Below are 17,657 nucleotides of genomic sequence, written 5' to 3'. Positions count from 1 at the left end.
AGCCATGCTCATGCCTGCCTTTGTCACCGACATGTCTGATCGAAGCGACAACGTAATCGTCCGACAGTCCGGCAGTGCACAGCACTTTGCCCATGCTGCGTGTAGCGCTCGCGAAACACGCCAGGACAACAATCAAATGATTATATCGCCCGCCCAGCGTTGAGAACCAGCGAGCACGTTGCCAATTTCCCGCAAAGTCGTCTACAGTTTGCAAATCTAGATTTAATCAACAGAGCGGGTGCGCTCTCGCTTCAGAGCCATTGCCCGGCAGACCGCGCCGCCTGCGCTTTCAGCACCGCCAACCCGGGCGCATCGCCTTCGATCGGCTGGACCTCGGTCGCCGCTCTGGACTGGGCGCGATCTGGCGCTGCGCGGCCTGACGTGCGCTGGTGGCGAATTCGGGACACGGGCGTGCAGGCATCCCCGAAGAGCATCGCCCCGAGGTGCTGTGGAATGCGCATGCCGACAAGCGGCGGCTGGACTGAGATACCGGTTTGCGCGCGCCGTCTGGCCGTCGGGACGGCTGAAAGCCATCACCCGCATGCCGCGCTGAACAAGGTCGGCTGCGCGGCGCTGGTCACGGCGACCGCGTTCAAGTCCAGCGACTACATGGGGATGCTGGAAACGCTGGCGCCGGAACTGGCCGCGTCCGATCCCGGGCGGCTGTCCTGCGCCCGGCTGCCAAACCGCACGGCATCCCATCTTCGACATCCGTGAGGAACTGGACATGGCCGTTGGCATGGAGATCGAGCGCGGCCGCATTGCCAGCCGTGACGACGTTCTGGCCTGGCTTGAGGCTCAGGGCCACCGGATCAAGCGCAAGGGCAAGAATTACATCTCGGTCGAATGCCTGCGGCCCCGCGAACGCGGCGGCCCCCGAAACGCGCCCAACTGCTATGCCAAGGCGATCCGGCTGTGCGGAGATCTGTTCGACGAGCGCTTCACCTCGCCCGCCTGGTTGGACGAATGCGGCTGGAACGATGGCGGCCTGCCACCCCAACGGCGCGACATGCGCGGCGCGGCAGCGACGCTGGACCGGCTGCGCGCATTGCGGGCGGCGCATCATCGCGAACGGCTTGGCTGGCCGGAGGAAGCGCCGGATCCCGAACCCGACGCGGAGGATGAGATCGAAGGGACGACCTGCGCCTGGTCGCCTCCCCTTCCTACGCTAGGTCGCCAACCAGACACCCGCACGAAACCCCGGCGCCCCACTTTCGACGAGGCCCGCCTGCCCGAGGATCTGATCGCAAAGCTGCGCTTCGTCGATTATCGCAAGCGCCGGATCTGGCTGCTCGACGGATCCTCGGTCGAAGATCAGGAGATCGCTGTTTGACGGGCGCACAGCGCGCCATGCACCATCCGCCTGATGATCGCGCAGGCGCAGCTCAAGCAGTGGTCCGGCATCTCGGTCCGCGGCGACGCAGCCTTCCTGCGCGATGCGACGCGGCTGGCCTTCGCCGCCGGGATCGAAATCGCCGGGCGCAGCGGGATTGGGCAACACCGTGTCCTGGTGCAGGACCTTGAGGTTCAGCTGGTTGGGCCACCATTCGCGGTTCGAACGACCCCGAGGCATGGCCCTGGGCCCGTTGCCGTGGCCAAAGGGGCAGCCGCCGCTGCCCTGGTTGCTTCCGTCCATCATCTTGTTCCCTCAGGCTGCGTCGTTGTCGTGGCCATGACGCGCGAACCCGTGGCCCACCCATCATCGTGCCCATGGTCTAGCAGACCCGAAGCCGAAGCCGGCGCGCACCGCCGATCGGACGAGCCAGTCGATCGTGCCGTTGTTTTGCGCAAGGGCGAACAGCCAAGTGATGCCCGCGAGGGTCAGGAACAGACCACTGGGGAATCCTGCGATAATTTCCTTGGCGGTGTCCCCGGCAAGCAGCGTGCCGGCGCACTACGAAGGCTAGAACGCCGATGTTGCTTATCGCGGCGATGCCGCCCCGCTGGCCGCATTGCGGCCAGCCCTTCGGCGTGTCGATCAGCACCAGCTCAGCGATGCCGAACCCGGCCTCGTCGAGATCTCGCAGCCGCGCCTTGGTCGTCAGATTGGTCAGCGGCGCGAGCCAGACGATATTCGGCGCGATCCGCATGGCATGGCGGCTGAAATCGCGCAGCGGACTGTGGCGAACCATGGCGAGGGATCGGCGGCGTGTAGCCTGCCGCATTTGCGTGGCCTCTGCGCTGTCGGCACCGCTGGCCGGGCTGGCGGCGGGCAAGCGGTGTGCAGCGCCCCCTTGCCCGCGGAGCCGGATCCAGCACCGTGCCCGCCATTCGCCCGGCGAACTGCCCGATCACCCCGCCGCCAGCTCCGGCGGCGTCATGACCAGATCCTGCGCTAGAGCCCGTTGCTGGCGGGCACCAGCCCGCCCCGCCCGAACGTGGCGACCGCGGCTTACAGCGGAGCCCAATCGCCAAGCACGGCCGCGGCCTTGACGAGCGTCACCGGCCGTCGCGCCCAGATCTCGTCCGGCGCAATCGCAACCGGATCGGGTGACCCCGATCCGGGCCGGTTTCGCCTGGCGTGAATCCCCGCGCCCGCGGCTCTGATCAGCCAATGCCGGTTGCCGCAGGACACGATCCGGCGCCCAGCCCCAGCGCAGATCCAGCACCGCCATCACCGCGGCCAACGCCCGCACACCACCCTCACCCCGCTCAAGCGCCCGCAGCGTCGGCAGGCTGATCCCGGCCGAGGCTGCGACTGAGGCTTGTGTCAGTCCACACGAGCGACGCGTTGCGCGCAAGGTGTTCATGTCAAGAATTATTTGTTTTCATTGCGGTCAAAAGGAAATGATTCATGACACTATCTGCACCGAATAATCCCGTGGACGCCAGAGAGGAGAGCGTCAAAAAGGGCGGAGAGCGGTCGATCACTGCTGGAACAAATTGCAAAAGCTCTACGCCAAAAGCCGACACTGATTTCTTAGCCGCGCTAACAGCGCCAGAAGCGTCCGCCCGCCGGGCAGGATGATCGCCAGATCGGGGGTCAGCACCGCGTCTTCGGGCGGAGCTGCGAAAAAGGCGCCGTCGGCGGGGCTCATGCCGAAACCTTTCGTGAGAGGGTGCGATAGATGTCCAGATGGGCGTCGACTCCGCTCATCTTTTAGGATAGAGAGAGCTTTCTGCACGCCACGAAGCGATGACTTGGTTAGGCCCGCATGCATTCTGACTGATAACGACAGCGTTCTGGTCCCCCACGCGATCCCGACTCGGTCGCATGATCTGGGCAAATGCACGCGGGCATATCTATCTTGATAGGTCGGTCCATTCCGAGCGGGCTGTCTATCGGGTGCAGCTCGCGGTGTAAGTTTCATCGGGGTGATCATTTCGGATGAAGACACGATGGTGTTTGCGCCGGTCTCAAAAAACATCGAAGCAGGTTCCGCCACAGCAGCAAAACCGAACTCGATTGTTCTCCGCGCTGCCTCACCTGAAAGGCCGTTGGCACATTCCTGCCTCTCCCGCCCTACGCCGGCGCTATCACCTGCTGCAGTATGTCCTGCGTCTCCTTCACAACGACAGGCCGATATAACAAGTGCACCTGCACCGAATACAGGCAGGCAAGGACGATGCGTGCAGTAATTCTCCGCAATGATTATCAATTAAGGCGCAGACGGCGGGATGCTTGCACCGCTGGCCAGAAAGATGAACGATTTCAAACAGCAGAACCATGTGCGAACCTGGCGGGGCAAGGTGACACGCTTCGGGTTCGCAGTGCCGGCGCTAGAGGATCAGCGGTCCGTTCAGATCGGTAGCGGGCTTCATCGGAAGCCCTCAGTATGCGCCGCAGATCTGGTTCACGCGGCGAGATGCGGTCCCAATCGCACGACCGATTTGAAGGCATCGTTCGCGGTGATGGTCGGATCGCCGAAATGTTCGACCTGCTGCAGCACCGGATCGGGTAGACGTCCGTCGAAGCTGCCATACAGCTCCGGATTGCCCTCGCTTTGTCTCAGCAATGCCGCATCGCCGACGTAAGTCTTTCTGAGAGGGTGGAGGCAAATCAGTCTTTACTGTGTTTGTTGGTATAAAGCTTCATGTCACTACAGTCGCACTTAGTCCATGAGAACTTTTTGATTTCTGAGCAACCCGAGCTTCATCTTCATGCCGCATCACTACGGCATCTTGCAGACCTTTTCATCTCAACGGCCTTCACGAAGCTAATGGTCGCAGCGCTGATCGAGAAATTCTGAGCAGTTGAGTATGAGGTGGCAAAGGTCGTGCTGCTGTTGTCGTTCCGCACGGTGTCCTGTTTGGCGATGGCATTGCGGCACGCATCAAGGCGGACCTGTTGAAGGAGTTCAACCTACATACTGTCCTTCGCTTGCCCGAAGGCGTTTTCGCGCCCTACACGGATATTCCCACAATATCATTTTCTTCGACACGACAAAGGCAACCGGCGACATCTGGTACTACGAACAACCCAAACCGGAAGGGCGGAAGAAGTAGAGTCATATACTTCTCTCGTGGACTTTCAGAGCGGTTTGATTTCATCGTTCTCCATGATCGCAAAATAGCGACCAAGAACGATTTCGGATTGACAAAACCGGAAGTGGAGCAACCATCGAGATGCTAAAACAGAGAGCTAAGGCGCTCTGTCCCCCTGCGCGCCGGCGCCCCTCCTCCCCCGTCGGCTCCGCCCGCGGAAAGGTTGACTTGAATTGCGCTAATCCTCATCTATCGTTCAAGGAGTCGCAAGTGTCACTCTCTGACGCGCCGTCTTGCGGCCGTGCTTGCAGACGTTTGCTATGATGGGCGCTTCCTTCTACTGGATGGCCAACTGCGTTAAACCTATGCGAGACTGCTACAGCACTATCGACTACGTCACAGTCAACATGTCTTCCTATGGCGTCGCGACGCCACATCCCGGCACCCGGGCAAAAGACGCGCATTGCTATGACACGACTGTCTGCATGAAAACGGAGTTTGTTGCTGGGGGCCAAGATATCGCCGTCCTCTTGTCCGTCCATATCGCGGTTATTGTTCTATATCACCATTCTCTTGGTGTTGGCAGTTTCCAGGCGCTCAACGGACACTACTTTTCGTTTCAACCGGTAGGCCGGTATAGGTCGTCACCCATTAGGCTCGTGTACGTGCCTGATTCAATGTGACAGATGCTCATCGTCAGGCAATAGCTTAAATAAGCCGGAAATCTGTCCAACCATTGGGGAGTAGCTCAGGCATCACTCCGAGCGCATTGGTGAGCATGACACGCACAAATTCGTCGGCCGATGTCTCTGCGATGGTTTCAGCCTGATCATGATTGGCGGCATCGCCGGGATTCGAAGTTGCCTTGGCTCGTATATCCTCGGACGCAAGTGAACACCTGACCGGGCAAGTTGTCTTTCAGATTTACTGAGAAATTAACGTCAAGGGCCGTTGAGAGTTCCTCAAGAAACTCGTCGGAGTGGTCACGCGACATGTCGAGAAAGAATACAATCATCTTAATTCGCACCAGATCATTCCACTCTATGATCTGATCGATAGAGTTGCCAGTGGGGAGTTGAAGATTCCGAAATTCCAGAGACCTTATGTTTGGTCTCCTGCTGTGTCCGACAGTTGCATCAGTGCCACCAGCGCAGGTCCATACTCCATCTCTACATTCGTCGTGTAATGGATCATTCTGCGTGATGGTGTTGGTGATGACATGGCCGGTACTCCTAATGTTCTTGCCCGGAGACCGCTCATACGTGCATTACTGAAGTTATGTATTCGTTCCGGACGTGAAATAGTACTCGTAGGTGTCCTAGCCCCCTCCCCAAGTCCATCCCGCCTTTCACCAACCCAGTCAGCGGCAGGCGGATTGGCTTTGATCTCAACGAGAAGGAATTTACTCACTATAAGCGGAAGAACTCAAAGCCTGAAAAAGATTCGATCATTGTCCCCTTGCGGCGAGTGATCAAAACGACCGATTTCGCTCGCTTTACTCGTGATCTAGCATCGCAAGTTTCCGAAGATAAGCAGACCTGAGGTTACTGTATAAAAAGAAGCACGCCCATCTTGAATTGATGCAATGGCGGCATCTTGAATATTTTTTGGAGTAGTGAAATCTGGCTCACCCAAGGTTAGAGATAGGATATCCCTTCCCTCAGCCTTCAGTGCTTTAGCATGACTCCAGACCAGATGGTCTCGGCGCTTACATTCCGGGATAAAGGTGAGGGTGATGCTTGTTCTCTCCAATGCAGACTTTCTGGATTAACTGGTTTGTCTGTAGAAACAAAAAGCACGTTAGGTTTGTGGCCAAGTCATCTTGTCGAGTCCGTCCTGGACGTGGCTGGCCACGCCCCGGTTCAGCAGATTGTCCCGGACCGGGCCGAGCAACCCGCTGCTCATGCGCGAATATTTTTGCATGATGAAATCGGCTTAGAGACCTGGTCGCCTCGTTGCCTCTGCATCACAGCTCGTGCATGCTGTATTTGATAGAAATTTATCAAAATCGTTAACATATTCCAGTTAACATATTCCATGGACGACTCTGGTTATAATTTCGTGCGCTAACGTCCTTTGAATCGGGATTTTTCGCATCGGATGCACATACCACTGATCTTCATACTGAAGATAAAATACTATTTAAGTCAGGTATTGATGAGATTTACTTCATGTGCGTTTTCTGAGTTTTTTTCAGAGTGTGTGAGTCTTGTGTGTTTCAGTATTGTAAGCTTCTTGACTTTAGGAGCGCGCGCATACGTGCTTCCCTGTTACTGCAGATCAAGGCTCGAACTCCTTTAGATCCCAGAACGGGTAAATCTATTAACGGATTTGAAATTTTTGGCAACGAAAGCACTCGTGATATTCCCATTTTTGGTTGGTATTTACTGGCTCTTTGAGTTTATGTCCGCCTGGCATTCATAAAAACCTCCGTTCTTGGGCTGGCCACGTCAAGCTCTGACGGTGTCTAGGATCAATTCTGTTGAAGATGAGATCGCGAAACCTGATTACCTCTGAGCTTTCCGGGTCTTTCACTGAGTGACGATGCGGCTTTTCATTGCTGACCGAGAGGCCGAGATCAAGTGGATCGTCGACCGAGCTTTTCACCTTTCGTCGGTGCCGGTCCGGTGATCGCGCGGACCGAGCTAAGATGGTCGCGGAGCAGATTTTCCTGAGGAGAAACATCGGGTTAGTCTGTGTGATTTTTTATGTTCAGATTGCGTAAAATAGTTGTCTTTGCGTGTGTCGTATGGCTGAATCTTTGCTTTCGTTCTGTGTTTGGCGATGAGGCTTCACTGCTTCAGGCCAATTCTTACCCTTTCTAGGCTTCGAAAGCGCAGCGGCGATCTGAGCATCGCGGACTTTGTCCACAGATACGCCGCGAGAAGCATGAACGACCGCTTCGGGGAAGTCGCTCTGTATCACCATGATGGCGGACCGCGTTCGGGCAGCGTTCGATGTAGTTCATGGTTGCTCATGGTTCATCTGCTCGAAGGCACAGGATGGCCCAGCCAGTAAGCGGCGGCTGCGCCGCACCTGCTTTCAGCTTGCCGGCTTGAAGTTCCAGGGCAGCAGGTCGTCGATCTTCGCCTGTGGGTGGCCGGCTGCCACGGCGTCGAGGGTTGCTTTGAGGTAGGCGAAGGGCTCGACGCCATTGACCTTTGCGGTGGCAACAGTGAGGCGATGCGCTCCCGGCGATACCGCCTTATCATGCATGAAAAGGGCAGCTTTGGTTGAGGGCAATCTGCGGATGAACGCCCGAAGCCCTGGCGATGGCTTCACCGTCGTCGACGCGGCCGTCGGCCCCGGGTAGTTGAGCCATCCGCTGCTCAAGGATGTAGTGTCAGCTTTTCGCCCTAGGCAGGCATTTGACGGAGTGTTTCGGCGGCGCTGTCGCTGTCGGAAGGGCGGCCACCTCGGGGTGGATCCAGCGGGCGAACGCCTCGACCGCCAATACCTCCAGCGGCGAGATCGTCAGCAGGTGCAGAATGCCGTGGCTGCGGCCATTGCGAACGGCGGCGATCTCGGGGCGGATGCCGGTCGCAGAACGGCTACGCTTACGCCTTATCCCGCGCCCAGCAATGGGCACCGCCCTTTGCCTGTTGATCACCGGCCTTGCGCGAGGTTTTGTCCCGTGTGCCAGGCATAGCGTCGAAACCCACGATACCGTCGAACCGGTCAGGACTGCATCAGTTTTCCCTCTGACCGCGACGTTTCAGGCGGGCGTGCCTTTGGCCGCCCGGGCAACGTCCCCGCCCCATGGTCGGTCATCGCGGGCCAGGCCCAGAGAGATCGGTCTTTGTCGTCCCGCGCCCCGGGTCCAGCACCGGGGCGGTGGTTCCGTCCATGAACAGCTTGCCGGATCCTTCAGATGCTCGGCCAGCCGATCGACGACGGGTTTCGGGTTTGGCGCCTGCCCATCCATTGCGCCATCAGACGCCGGTCGATCTCCACCCGGTCGCGGGCATGGATCCCTTCCTGCCGGAACAGCGGCAGGCCATCGGCATATTCGGAGACCGCGATCTGGGCCAGCAATGCCTCGGTCGGCAGGCCGCTTTCGATGATGTGGGCCGGGGCGAGCGCCTGGACGACGCCATCCGCGTCCTTGAACGCATATTTCGGGCGGCGGGTCACGATGACACGGAACCTGGCCGGAAGCATGACGGCTGGTTGAAGCGCCATGGCATGAGGTCGTTCGACGGCTATCGCCTTCAGGCGAGGGTCGAGGATGGCGCGGTCCGCCTGCTGACGCGCAGCGGACTCGACTGGTCGGAACGCTTCGGGGACGGCGTGCGAGAAGGCCCTGTTGTTCGGCTGCCGACTTCGTTCTGCGCATGCATTTTTTCTTGTCAGGCAACGCTGTTTGCAATTTCGATTTTTTGGGAAACATCCAGACACGCGAAAGGCTAACGAGAGAAACAGGTCATGACTCCAGCTGACGAAGTTCCGTGTAGCGGATGTCCTCAGCGAGTTGGGATTTCTGCGGGATGCGGGAGAGCTGGACTTCCAGCCAAGGTTTGAGGGCGGCGATGATCGGCGTGGCCTGCTCCCGCCGGGCTGCGAGGCGGTCGGCAGGAAACTTGCCGCGCACAGCCTTTTCGATCTGATACAGCAGCGCGATCTGGCGCAGCATCTCCTCGACAATGGGCGAGCCCTCGTTCTCGAAGCGCTTCACGAAGCGGCGGCGCACATGGGTCCAGCAGTAAACCAGCTGCCACGGGCCGATGTCGCGCGCGACCTCGGTCAGCGCATTGTAGGACTGGTAGGCGTCGCATTGCGAGGCAACCGGCCGCGGTATCCAGAAAGGAACTTCAGCGGATGCTGCTTCCCCCGACCGGGGGCATAATGGAACAGCACGATGGGCGGGCCGGCCCCGCCATGGCCGCGATCGTCGGACACGATGGCCCAGAAGAAGCCGCTCTTGGTGGCCTTCCGGCCCGGATCCAGCACCGGCGCGCGGGTCTCGTCGACGAATATGCGGTCGGGATCCCGCAGATGGGCGCGCATGTGATCGATGACGGGCGTCAGGTGGAACGGTCAATGCGCCATGCAGAGCGCGGGAAGGATGCCGGCGCAGGCGACTTCTTCGCTGCCTTCATAGATCATGCGCAGCGCGACGAAAAGGATCACGGCAAGGCCGATCCAGGCGATGAAGCGATACTTGTTCAGCACCCGCGCGATCAGCGTGGGGGCATGGGCCTGCGCGATCCGATCTGGCAGCAGTTCGGCCGCTATGTCGGCGGCGTCGTGCAGGGCGACCTGGGCCAGTCCTTCGTGCGTTCGGCACGTCTTCCCCGATCCTGGACATCTCGGCGCAACCGCAGGGCCAGGCCTGCTGGCCGGCTCGACACGCGCTCAACCCGATGCAGATGGCACGGCAGTGCCCGCGGTGCGCGGCTTTCCAGTGTTTCGACGCCCGCAAGCTGGATCGCCGCTTCGGCCTTAATGACATGTGCAGATCGACCACACCTTGAGCAAAAACGGCATCTTCCAGGCTTGACACTGGTCGGGCAGAGCCTTGGTGATGGCCTCCGTTGTCTCGCGCTGCGACGCGTGTCGGCATCCTTCAGCGCATAGACATAGGCCTGGCCCGACTGGTCGCGCTGCACCGCCATCTGCGGGATGGTCAGGGCGTTTTCGCGCACCGCCTGTTCGACGCGGGCGCGAACGTAAAGCCCGGGCAGCAACACGCCGTCGACGAGCCTGCCAGCACCCCGCCGCCAGCGGGCGCCGCGGCCGTTCGGGTCGGACCAGGCGTCCAATCCACGCCCTCAAACAGCGCCGCAAACATGCGCTCCGGACCTGCCATGACCCCGTCGCGCACCTGTGGCCAGTCGCATTTCCGCCGCTCTACGCTGTTTGCACCGCCCCTGCCCTTCCGCTCGCCTGTTTAAGAGCTTAATCTCAATCCTCCCGTTTCTGATCGGTACATAAAGGCGGCTCCGCCAGAACGGGTCCGTCCCGAACATCCCTGCACCGCCAGTGCCAGGCCGTCGATCCCCTTGCGAAAGTCGACGGCCGGGTCGCCACAAAGAATCACCGGGCCGCCCTGACCGAACATCCCGGATACTGCAGACCGTGCCGCCCGGATCGCCCGCGTCAACTGGCCCTCATCAACACCAGCGCGCACGGATCTCGAGGTTGCCTCCTACGATCCCGAGATGGATATATTCCATACCTATCTATGCAATCACCTGAATTTCAAAGCCAAACACACCAGCTCCGCGAAATTGACATAAGCCATCTTTCGAAGAAAGCAGTAGTTTCGCATCTGCTGCGCCAATCGTAAATCTGCCAGCGGGTCGTGCCGTGCTTGCGCGCAGTATCGAGCGACCTTCACCGCCGGGGATCGCGCTTTCTGCCTTCGAGCCGCGGCCGCTCCTCCTTCGTGCTCCGCCGCCCCGCTGGCCCCTCGATCACCTCGCGCCGTGAGGCCCACCGCCCGTCGAGCCGTCCAAATGGACGCCCACTTCGCCGTCTCGTTCCAAGCCAAACCTCCACTGCTCATGCGCGTGCAGAATGGCCCGGACAGATCACAAGAGGCAGGAGGGGATCGGCGTCGCGCTTACCATGTATTGCCTTCGATGGTGAACTATAGTGTTCCACATCTAAGTGCGGTGGGAACCGCCATAATATGTGCTATCAGCCAGAGGAATCGTGATGACGCCAGATCAATGGCCAGGTCTGCTCACTAGCGATCATGGAACGGGTGATCCAACACTCTCGATGTCGACGACTCCAAGAACTGATCGACAACCGGCGGCATCGCTTCGGTCCGTGAGGCTTTCCCCCAACAAATCGAACGGCCAGGCGTGTACATCCTGATCGGCGCCGATGAAGATGCACAGGACCGGCAACTTGCTACATCGATGCTTCTTGGATGCTGTTGGATCTTGAGGCAGCATCTGGATGATGCGTTCGCAAGCGTCTCTGAAGACTGCTCAGGGCTGATCCATCTCGGAGAGTTCTGTATATTATTCGAGCTTTTTCAACAGTGGTGTTTTACCTGGTGGAGCTAACCTATCGAGAGGGACGGTTGTCCGGGTCCGGAATATTGGTTGTCGTGAAGGGTGTCGTCGCCGTTAGGAAGGCGGTCTTCTTGTCATTTTCGACTCGCGGCACTTGAACGTTTTCGCGTCGCCGGTCTTCCGCAGTTTCGGCGGATCATTGGTCGGTGCGGTTCTTGTTCCGCCTTGCCTCGGTATTTTGCAAGGAAGCGCCGGCAACCTGCGTCTCTGGTGACTGAACATCGAGCATGGCTGTGCTGTATCCGCCCGTCAGAAGCTCGCTCGAAGGTGCTACAGGCATCGGCCGTGAGGAGGTTCATTTCAGGCGGCGCCGGGCGTCGCGGCAAGGCAGATTCGAAATTAAGCAGCGCCCGCGGCGCAATGTAGCCGTCGGAGATTGACTCGTCAGAGCGTTCGGTCGTTGAAGACGGGCTGCCGAATTTTCCGATGCCTCGCTGTGCCTTTTCTCCGCAGCGCGTGACATATGCTTCTTTGAGCAGCAGATTATTTAAAAAAAGAGAGTCGCTACAAAAAAAAATTTCCAAAATCGCATAGAAAGCGTTTCTCCAACAACTGACGAGATCGATCAGTTTTCCTCTGTAAAATTTACGGTCACATCGGACGCATCTCAAGTGAGTTCGATATGTTCGATATACGTTTGCAGCGGCTTAGCTTAGTGTGCATATCTTCGTTGCATAGTGTGCATATCTTCGTTCATCCAATCCTGCTCGCCGAGCCGCCTCTGCATTCGAGATGCCAAGCTGCTTCGCACGCTCGCGTGGCGTTGGGCGTGTCCGAAGGCCTGCGCAATGTTGAGGTGATTCCCGGTGATATATTGCAGGATTGGGTCCCCATTCCCCTCACCGAAAATCCCGCCCCTTCACCTTGATCGTGTCGAGATGCAGATCGCGGACAAACATGTCGCGCGGCTTCGGAGGATGCGGGCTATGCGGATCTGGCGTTGGGGTGGCCTGGTGGAACTCCTCGCCACGGCCGTCAGGCGGCGGGTCGCCGCGGTTGCCGACGCTGGCCAGAGGCGCCGAGAGGTCGCTCAGGCGGTGGACGACGCTAGGCACCAGGTCGCCCGCGAGCTGGATCTGCCTCGTGCCGCGTTGTGCTGTCGTAGAGCACCTGCGGCGGCTTGGCCTCGAAGACCTTGGGCCAGACCACCAGATTGGCGATGCCGGTTTCGTCCTCCAGCGTGATGAACATGGTGCCCTTGGCCGAGCCGGGGCGCTGGCGCACCAGCACCAGGGTGCGGAATGCCCCGGCGTCAAGGAAAAAACGCCCCCTCCGGCCGGACAGAGGGGGCGCGATTTTCGGCGTTTTTCCAGATCGCCCCGCAGTGCGCAGCACATGCAGCCAGATTGCAGCAAGACCATGGTCTCGGTCGTCGAGATCACCAATTCGTGGTCCAGCCCGATCTCGCCAAATTCGTTGATGATGACGGCTGTGCGGCTGAGGCCGGGATGAGCGGCAGGTCGCTGTCGAGAAGCAGCGCCTTGGCCCGCTCGCAGCGGGCGCCTTCCAGATAGCTAGCGGGAGTGGTGCCCAGTTCGGCCGAGAACAGTGCGGAACAGGGCGCGGGGCATCCACGGCGCGGCGCCAGAGATCCTCGACCGAGGCAAAGGGGGTTGCGCGGGCGATAACCTGCGCATGGGCCTCGGCACAGCCGCGACACCATGCGGCAGGCCGAGGCGGACAGCAAAGCCCGTTCGCCAGATCGAGGCCGCCTTCCGTGCGATACCAGGCCAGGCGCATCTGGACGACCGGCACCTGCCATCGGCACGACTGCGCGGGATCGCCCATGCCCATCGGCGGGCTGTCAAAAGCGCCTGCGCAAGAAGGCATCCGGGTGACAGCACTTGGCCAGTCCGAGGCATAGGCGACCAGCGCGAAGTTCGCCGCATGGCTTTCGGGGAGAGCGTTGTGCAAAACCCGAGCCGGAACGTCCGCTGGCGAAGTCGCGCTGGTAGCCGCGCGCCGCCATGCCCTCGATCAGCTTGTCGCGAAAGGCGCTGACGCCCCGATGACTTAAGGTGGCCATGGATTTCCGAGCATGTCGGCCTCGCCCGGCGTGAAGCCCGCGCAGTCGATGGCGCCCGCATGGCCTGGTCTGGATCACCATCGCGGGCACCTTCCCAGCACCTTTTCCAGCTTGCCGGGGGATTCCACCGGCTCAGCCCGGCGCGGCGGCGCAGATAGGGGTGGACCATGTCGCCCTGGATCGGCCCGGGCCGCACGATGGCCACCTGTACCACCAGGTCGTAAAAGGTGCGCGGCCGCAGCCGCGGCAGCATCGCCATCTGGGCCCGGCTCTCGATCTGGAAGGTGCCCAGCGTGTCGGCGCGACGGATCATGGCATAGGTGCGCGGATCCTCGGCCGGGATCGAGGCCAGGTCCAGCGCGATGTCCTTGTGGTCGCGCAGCAGATCGAGACCGCGGCGCATGCAGCTGAGCATGCCCAAGGCCAGCACGTCGACCTTCATGAAGCGCAGCGCGTCGATGTCATCCGCCCATTCGATGATCTGGCGATCCTGCATCGCGGCCGGCTCGATCGGCACCAGATCATCCAGCCGGTCATGGGTCAGCACGAAGCCGCCCGGATGCTGCGACAGATGCCGCGGTGCGCCCATCAGCTGCCGCGCCAGTTCCAGGGTCAGGCGCAGCCGGCGATCGGCCGGGTTCAGGTTCAGCTCGGCCAGATGCGCATCGATCACGCCCTCGTCAGACCGGCCCAGATCAGCAGGATAGCGCGGTGATCAGACCTCGGGACAGGCCCATGGCCTTTCCGCATCGCTCAGGCCAGCGCGCGATGCTAATGATGGTCGCTGTCAGCGCAGCGCGGTCGAGCCATCGGTCCTGTCAATCCCGGATGAGCGCTCGGGCCAATTCTCGAAATCGACCTCGTAAAGCTCGGCCGGCGGCTGGTACCAGTCCTCGCTGACGAAGCTGCGGCTATCCTCGACGCCTTGCAGGGTGGGCTTGCTGTAATAGTCGCGCTGCAGCGACAGGGCGCCGTCCTCGCTGCCCATCCACAGGAAGTCGGCCGGGCATGCCGCGATGCCGAGCACGGTCAGGAAATAGTCCGCGATCTTGGCAAGCTCTGCCGTCGGGGTCGGACATGGCGCTAGCGCCGTTCACGTCGGTGCGAGGGATGCTCGAAATCGAAGGGCGCGCCCGCCCATGTTAGCCGCGCCAGCGTGTCCTGCGCTGTCAGCGCGGGATCGTCGCGTTCTTCGGGATATTGATATTGTAGCTGTCCAAGGTCGAAGGTGCAGCGATCCATGATCTCGATGCGTGGGCCAGCGCATCGGGGTAGCGCGCAAACAGCCGCGGCCATTTCGGCGGGGGGCTTCAGTAGCGATGGCATGACGGCAGCGATGTCACCGCCGAGGATTGCGTCGCCTCGCTGAAACGCTGGGCCGCGAACGATGCGGCGGGCGGGACGATGATGGATTATGTGGCCTCGATCGAGGCCACATCGGACAAGGTCGCTGGTGCGGCCAGCGTGGCCAGCCTTTCAGGCGCAGCTGGTCGTTCGGGCGCCGGCGCAGCGTCGGCGAGATCGGCGCGGTCGCCGAAGCCGTCGCGCAACCGGCGCAGGTGCAGGGCGCTTGCGCATCGGCCTGGACGGGGATCAGGATGGCGACGCTCATGGGCATGCTCGGCCAGGATCAGGCCAGTGCAGATGGCAGGCCGCCTTGCCCGCCCGCGCTCGGTCGAGCGTCTGACACGACAGAGGCGTGCCAGGCCGCTTTGTCGGTCGGATAGACCAGCACCGAGATGCCGCATGCCGGTCCAGCCGGCGCCCGCGACCAGCCGAAGCTGGTCCTCGGTCAGCGCGCGGGGCGAGCGGTTGGCCTCATCTCCAGACAAAGCGCCCCCCACCCCGAAGTCCGAGCCAGTGCGGGTCGATCCACCGATGCTCCGCTCCATGCCGTGCCGGAGGAAAAATCCGAGGTCCCACCCTCGACAGGATTCATCCAGACCCCGTGCACCCCCCGCGCTGCCAGCCGGTGACGGCGTCCGCGCCGTCGCCCGCGCGAAAGATCAACAGCCGCGCCCGCATCATCCTCGACGCGGAAGTATCGCGACGGCGTGCGCTCGCCTCGCGGGTCCACCATCCGCCGAAGATGCGTTCCGGGCCATCAGCGCGGGCGATACGGCGGCGCACGCCGCGCCAGGCAATCCAGACCGGCGGCTGGTCGGGCACAAGCTCTGGCTGTCCTGAATGTGACTGCGGCTGCAGGCGCTGATGTCGCCGGTGGTGTCGCGGCCTGCGACGTCTGCGCTGCCCTGGCAAGTGGCGATAGAACGCTTCCGCGAGGCCAAGCTTCGAATAGGCGAAGCGGTAGATCGTTTCATGGCTGACGCAGATGCGGTGCTGCTCAAGCCGCATCCGGCCAGCGATCTGCTCGGGAGACCAACCCGCCTTGAGCGCGCATCTTCGACTGCTGCTTTCAATTCCGGGTGCGGCGAGCGACAGGAAGTCGATGCCGAAGCCCATCGACGATGATCGAGTTCTATCGCTCGCCCGCGCGCACCCAATGGTCGCCGACCGGGACCAATATCCCGGACTATCCCAAGCTCGCGCAGCTGTGGTGGCAGAACATCGGCGATGCCATGTCGGGCGCCAAGACCCCGCAAGAGGCGCTGGACAGCCTGTGCGCCGAACAGCGCGCGTGGTCTCGGGCCGCGGCACTGGGTTCGGCACAGGCGTGGCGGGTTCGATCATCTGCCGGCCGTGGGCATCGCCCTGATCAGGTGTTCGTCGGACAGGTGGCGGTCGGCGTTCTGCAACGCGGCCAAAGCGGCGGGACGGTCGTGGCTGGCCAGCAGACCGCATACGCCTCAGCCCACGTCGCGCAGACGGCCCGGTGGCGGCGGGCAGCCGCAGCGCCTCGGGCGGCATGTCGGCCAGATCGCCACTGAACCGCGCCAGCGCATGCGCCGCGCCCCAGGTTCCGGCCACCGCCGCGCGCGCGGTCGCACCCGACAGCGCAAGCCGGCCGGTCAGCGCCTCCAGCATCGGGTCATCGCCGCCAGCAGACCGCGGCACAACTCGCGTGATGACGATCCCGTCCGGCGGATCGACCGCGACGATGGGCGCGATGCGCTGCAGGATCCAGAAGGCCGCCGCTGAGGCTCGCAGATCCTCGGTCACAACGCAGCGCGATCCGCAGATCCGGCACCAGCTGCCGCGCCCTGCGACCGGCATGCCGGGCCGAGGCACCCCTGCCGCCAGCACATCCACAGCGAAGGATGCGGCGTCGACGATCGCCTGCCGACCCGGTGGCCGATCGAGGCGGGCCTGTGCCGTGGCGCTGCAGCCGATCCACGGCACATCGCAGAATAGACCACCTGGCCCGTGCCATCGCGCCTCCAGTTGCAGATCGACGACTCCCCGGCCCGCGCGCGCAGCAGGTCCACCAGCCAGCGCGCCCGGCCCACCCCTGGCACCGGCAGGGCAAGGTCGGCAGACCTAGACCCGCCAGCACGTCATCGCCGCCGTGGGTTTGAACGCGGCCATCCGCGCATTGGCAAAGAGCTGGAGGTAGATCGCCGGTTCGCGCACGCGGGTCTTGGCCGCCAGTGCCAGCCCCAGCATCTCCGGCGTGGCCGCGAGTTCGAACGTCACCTGCTCGGCCGAGACCTGATGGTGCAGCCCTGCTCATGCGGGCCGATGGCCGATCGTCGCCCGCCTCGCCATGATTCGGCCGCCTTGGCGGCAGGCCGGCGCAAGTCCAGTTCCTCGGCGAACCAGGCGCAGGTGGCGGCCAGCCCCTCGGCCAGGGGCGTGCGGGCGGCGACCAGCGGCAAAGCGGCCGCCGCCGCGCCATCGGTGGCGCCGTTGCCGCCGCCCGCGACCTCGTGCAGGCAACCAAGCGCCCCGGCCTGGGCAGGCGGCGGTCAAGCCCGGCCAGGCCGAAGGGCGCGCCGCCAGCGGCGGGCCGTGATCGCCCTCGATCGCGCGATCCGGTGCCGCAGCGCCACGACAGCCGGTTCAGAACGAGGCCCTGACCTGCATTGGCTTCTTCTCTGAAGCCCCATATGTTCTTCATTTGTCTCCCACTATATCGCTGGACTAGGGCTGGGCGCTCAAGTTTCCTGGGGATAAAGGCACAATCATAGTAATTTCATGGCACGGAGGAGTCAAGCGATGGTGCAACGTGTTAATCTACCACGAATCGCCGGCGATCCGCGACATCGCCGGCGCGATGT

The 17,657-nt window shown here is 61.8% G+C and carries 19 protein-coding genes and 3 pseudogenes; 6 read left to right on the top strand and 16 right to left on the bottom strand.

All coding sequences use genetic code 11. The features are described 5' to 3' along the window. Nucleotides 1–459: 459 nt before the first annotated feature. The 3 genes and pseudogenes from DPM13_RS20735 to DPM13_RS26895 all read left to right on the top strand — a co-directional run. A complete protein-coding gene (locus DPM13_RS20735) occupies nucleotides 460–717 on the top strand; it encodes a hypothetical protein (protein WP_189654997.1) in 258 nt (85 codons plus the stop codon). Between the two features lie 10 nt (nucleotides 718–727). Further along, a complete protein-coding gene (locus tag DPM13_RS09445) occupies nucleotides 728–1,333 on the top strand; it encodes a hypothetical protein (protein ID WP_112887906.1) in 606 nt (201 codons plus the stop codon). A 33-nt stretch (nucleotides 1,334–1,366) separates the two neighbouring features. After that, a pseudogene (locus tag DPM13_RS26895) lies at nucleotides 1,367–1,417 on the top strand (hypothetical protein); the annotation flags it as partial. 282 nt (nucleotides 1,418–1,699) lie between these two features. On the opposite strand, the gene DPM13_RS22910 reads toward DPM13_RS26895, so the two are convergent. The 4 genes from DPM13_RS22910 to DPM13_RS20725 form a co-directional block, all read right to left on the bottom strand. Beyond that, entirely contained in the window at nucleotides 1,700–1,831 is a 132-nt protein-coding gene (locus tag DPM13_RS22910; protein WP_262983338.1) for a transporter permease, read from the bottom strand. Between the two features lie 460 nt (nucleotides 1,832–2,291). Beyond that, nucleotides 2,292–2,750 (bottom strand): helix-turn-helix transcriptional regulator, encoded by a 459-nt coding sequence (locus tag DPM13_RS26890; protein ID WP_112887905.1) that lies wholly within the window; start codon nucleotides 2,748–2,750, stop codon nucleotides 2,292–2,294. A 144-nt stretch (nucleotides 2,751–2,894) separates the two neighbouring features. Continuing rightward, nucleotides 2,895–3,038 (bottom strand): hypothetical protein, encoded by a 144-nt coding sequence (locus DPM13_RS20730; protein ID WP_189654903.1) that lies wholly within the window; start codon nucleotides 3,036–3,038, stop codon nucleotides 2,895–2,897. A gap of 756 nt (nucleotides 3,039–3,794) precedes the next feature. After that, nucleotides 3,795–3,956 (bottom strand): hypothetical protein, encoded by a 162-nt coding sequence (locus DPM13_RS20725; RefSeq protein ID WP_189654996.1) that lies wholly within the window; start codon nucleotides 3,954–3,956, stop codon nucleotides 3,795–3,797. 290 nt (nucleotides 3,957–4,246) lie between these two features. Here DPM13_RS20725 and DPM13_RS22905 point away from each other — a divergent pair, with 290 nt between their 5' ends. Then, nucleotides 4,247–4,573: a hypothetical protein gene (locus DPM13_RS22905; protein ID WP_223252565.1), complete on the top strand. Its 327-nt coding sequence runs from the start codon at nucleotides 4,247–4,249 to the stop codon at nucleotides 4,571–4,573. A gap of 2,894 nt (nucleotides 4,574–7,467) precedes the next feature. Here DPM13_RS22905 and DPM13_RS09415 read toward each other — a convergent pair. The 4 genes and pseudogenes from DPM13_RS09415 to DPM13_RS25030 form a co-directional block, all read right to left on the bottom strand. Continuing rightward, nucleotides 7,468–7,641, bottom strand: a complete 174-nt coding sequence (locus DPM13_RS09415) for a transposase domain-containing protein (RefSeq protein ID WP_112887904.1) — start codon at nucleotides 7,639–7,641, stop codon at nucleotides 7,468–7,470. A gap of 695 nt (nucleotides 7,642–8,336) precedes the next feature. Continuing rightward, nucleotides 8,337–8,586: pseudogene (locus tag DPM13_RS20720) on the bottom strand (IS66 family transposase); the annotation flags it as partial. 262 nt (nucleotides 8,587–8,848) lie between these two features. Beyond that, a complete protein-coding gene (locus tag DPM13_RS25035; RefSeq protein ID WP_262983336.1) occupies nucleotides 8,849–9,151 on the bottom strand; it encodes an IS66 family transposase in 303 nt (100 codons plus the stop codon). A gap of 17 nt (nucleotides 9,152–9,168) precedes the next feature. Further along, nucleotides 9,169–9,432: an IS66 family transposase gene (locus DPM13_RS25030; RefSeq protein WP_262983335.1), complete on the bottom strand. Its 264-nt coding sequence runs from the start codon at nucleotides 9,430–9,432 to the stop codon at nucleotides 9,169–9,171. 33 nt (nucleotides 9,433–9,465) lie between these two features. Here DPM13_RS25030 and DPM13_RS22900 point away from each other — a divergent pair, with 33 nt between their 5' ends. Then, entirely contained in the window at nucleotides 9,466–10,002 is a 537-nt protein-coding gene (locus DPM13_RS22900; protein ID WP_262983289.1) for a hypothetical protein, read from the top strand. Between the two features lie 2,498 nt (nucleotides 10,003–12,500). Here DPM13_RS22900 and DPM13_RS22895 read toward each other — a convergent pair. The 6 genes and pseudogenes from DPM13_RS22895 to DPM13_RS09370 form a co-directional block, all read right to left on the bottom strand. Further along, nucleotides 12,501–12,683: a hypothetical protein gene (locus tag DPM13_RS22895; RefSeq protein WP_223252482.1), complete on the bottom strand. Its 183-nt coding sequence runs from the start codon at nucleotides 12,681–12,683 to the stop codon at nucleotides 12,501–12,503. A 284-nt stretch (nucleotides 12,684–12,967) separates the two neighbouring features. After that, entirely contained in the window at nucleotides 12,968–14,152 is a 1,185-nt protein-coding gene (locus DPM13_RS25980; protein ID WP_189654901.1) for a hypothetical protein, read from the bottom strand. A gap of 114 nt (nucleotides 14,153–14,266) precedes the next feature. After that, nucleotides 14,267–14,506, bottom strand: coding sequence for a hypothetical protein (locus DPM13_RS09380; protein WP_112887899.1), 240 nt, complete (start codon nucleotides 14,504–14,506; stop codon nucleotides 14,267–14,269). Between the two features lie 56 nt (nucleotides 14,507–14,562). Further along, nucleotides 14,563–14,721 (bottom strand): hypothetical protein, encoded by a 159-nt coding sequence (locus DPM13_RS20715; RefSeq protein ID WP_189654900.1) that lies wholly within the window; start codon nucleotides 14,719–14,721, stop codon nucleotides 14,563–14,565. Between the two features lie 170 nt (nucleotides 14,722–14,891). Beyond that, nucleotides 14,892–15,311 (bottom strand): hypothetical protein, encoded by a 420-nt coding sequence (locus DPM13_RS19735; RefSeq protein ID WP_189654899.1) that lies wholly within the window; start codon nucleotides 15,309–15,311, stop codon nucleotides 14,892–14,894. Between the two features lie 379 nt (nucleotides 15,312–15,690). Beyond that, nucleotides 15,691–15,908, bottom strand: a pseudogene (locus DPM13_RS09370) (IS30 family transposase); the annotation flags it as partial. Nucleotides 15,909–15,947: 39 nt separating this feature from the next. On the opposite strand from DPM13_RS09370, the gene DPM13_RS09365 reads away from it, so the two are divergent. Further along, complete coding sequence (locus DPM13_RS09365; RefSeq protein ID WP_112887898.1) at nucleotides 15,948–16,367, top strand: hypothetical protein; 420 nt, start codon at nucleotides 15,948–15,950, stop codon at nucleotides 16,365–16,367. A gap of 550 nt (nucleotides 16,368–16,917) precedes the next feature. On the opposite strand, the gene DPM13_RS20710 is transcribed toward DPM13_RS09365, so the two are convergent. Both DPM13_RS20710 and DPM13_RS20705 read right to left on the bottom strand, forming a co-directional pair. Next, the gene (locus DPM13_RS20710) at nucleotides 16,918–17,073 is read right to left on the bottom strand and encodes a hypothetical protein (protein ID WP_189654898.1); all 156 of its coding nucleotides are present in this window, start codon (nucleotides 17,071–17,073) and stop codon (nucleotides 16,918–16,920) included. Further along, on the bottom strand, nucleotides 17,070–17,255 hold the full coding sequence (locus DPM13_RS20705) for a hypothetical protein (protein WP_189654897.1): 186 nt from the start codon (nucleotides 17,253–17,255) through the stop codon (nucleotides 17,070–17,072). The genes DPM13_RS20710 and DPM13_RS20705 overlap by 4 nt, the downstream gene beginning before the upstream one ends. Nucleotides 17,256–17,657 lie beyond the last annotated feature (402 nt).

This window comes from Paracoccus mutanolyticus (genome assembly GCF_003285265.1).
Lineage (GTDB): Bacteria > Pseudomonadota > Alphaproteobacteria > Rhodobacterales > Rhodobacteraceae > Paracoccus > Paracoccus yeei.
This window is presented reverse-complemented; position numbering and strand designations above follow the sequence as displayed.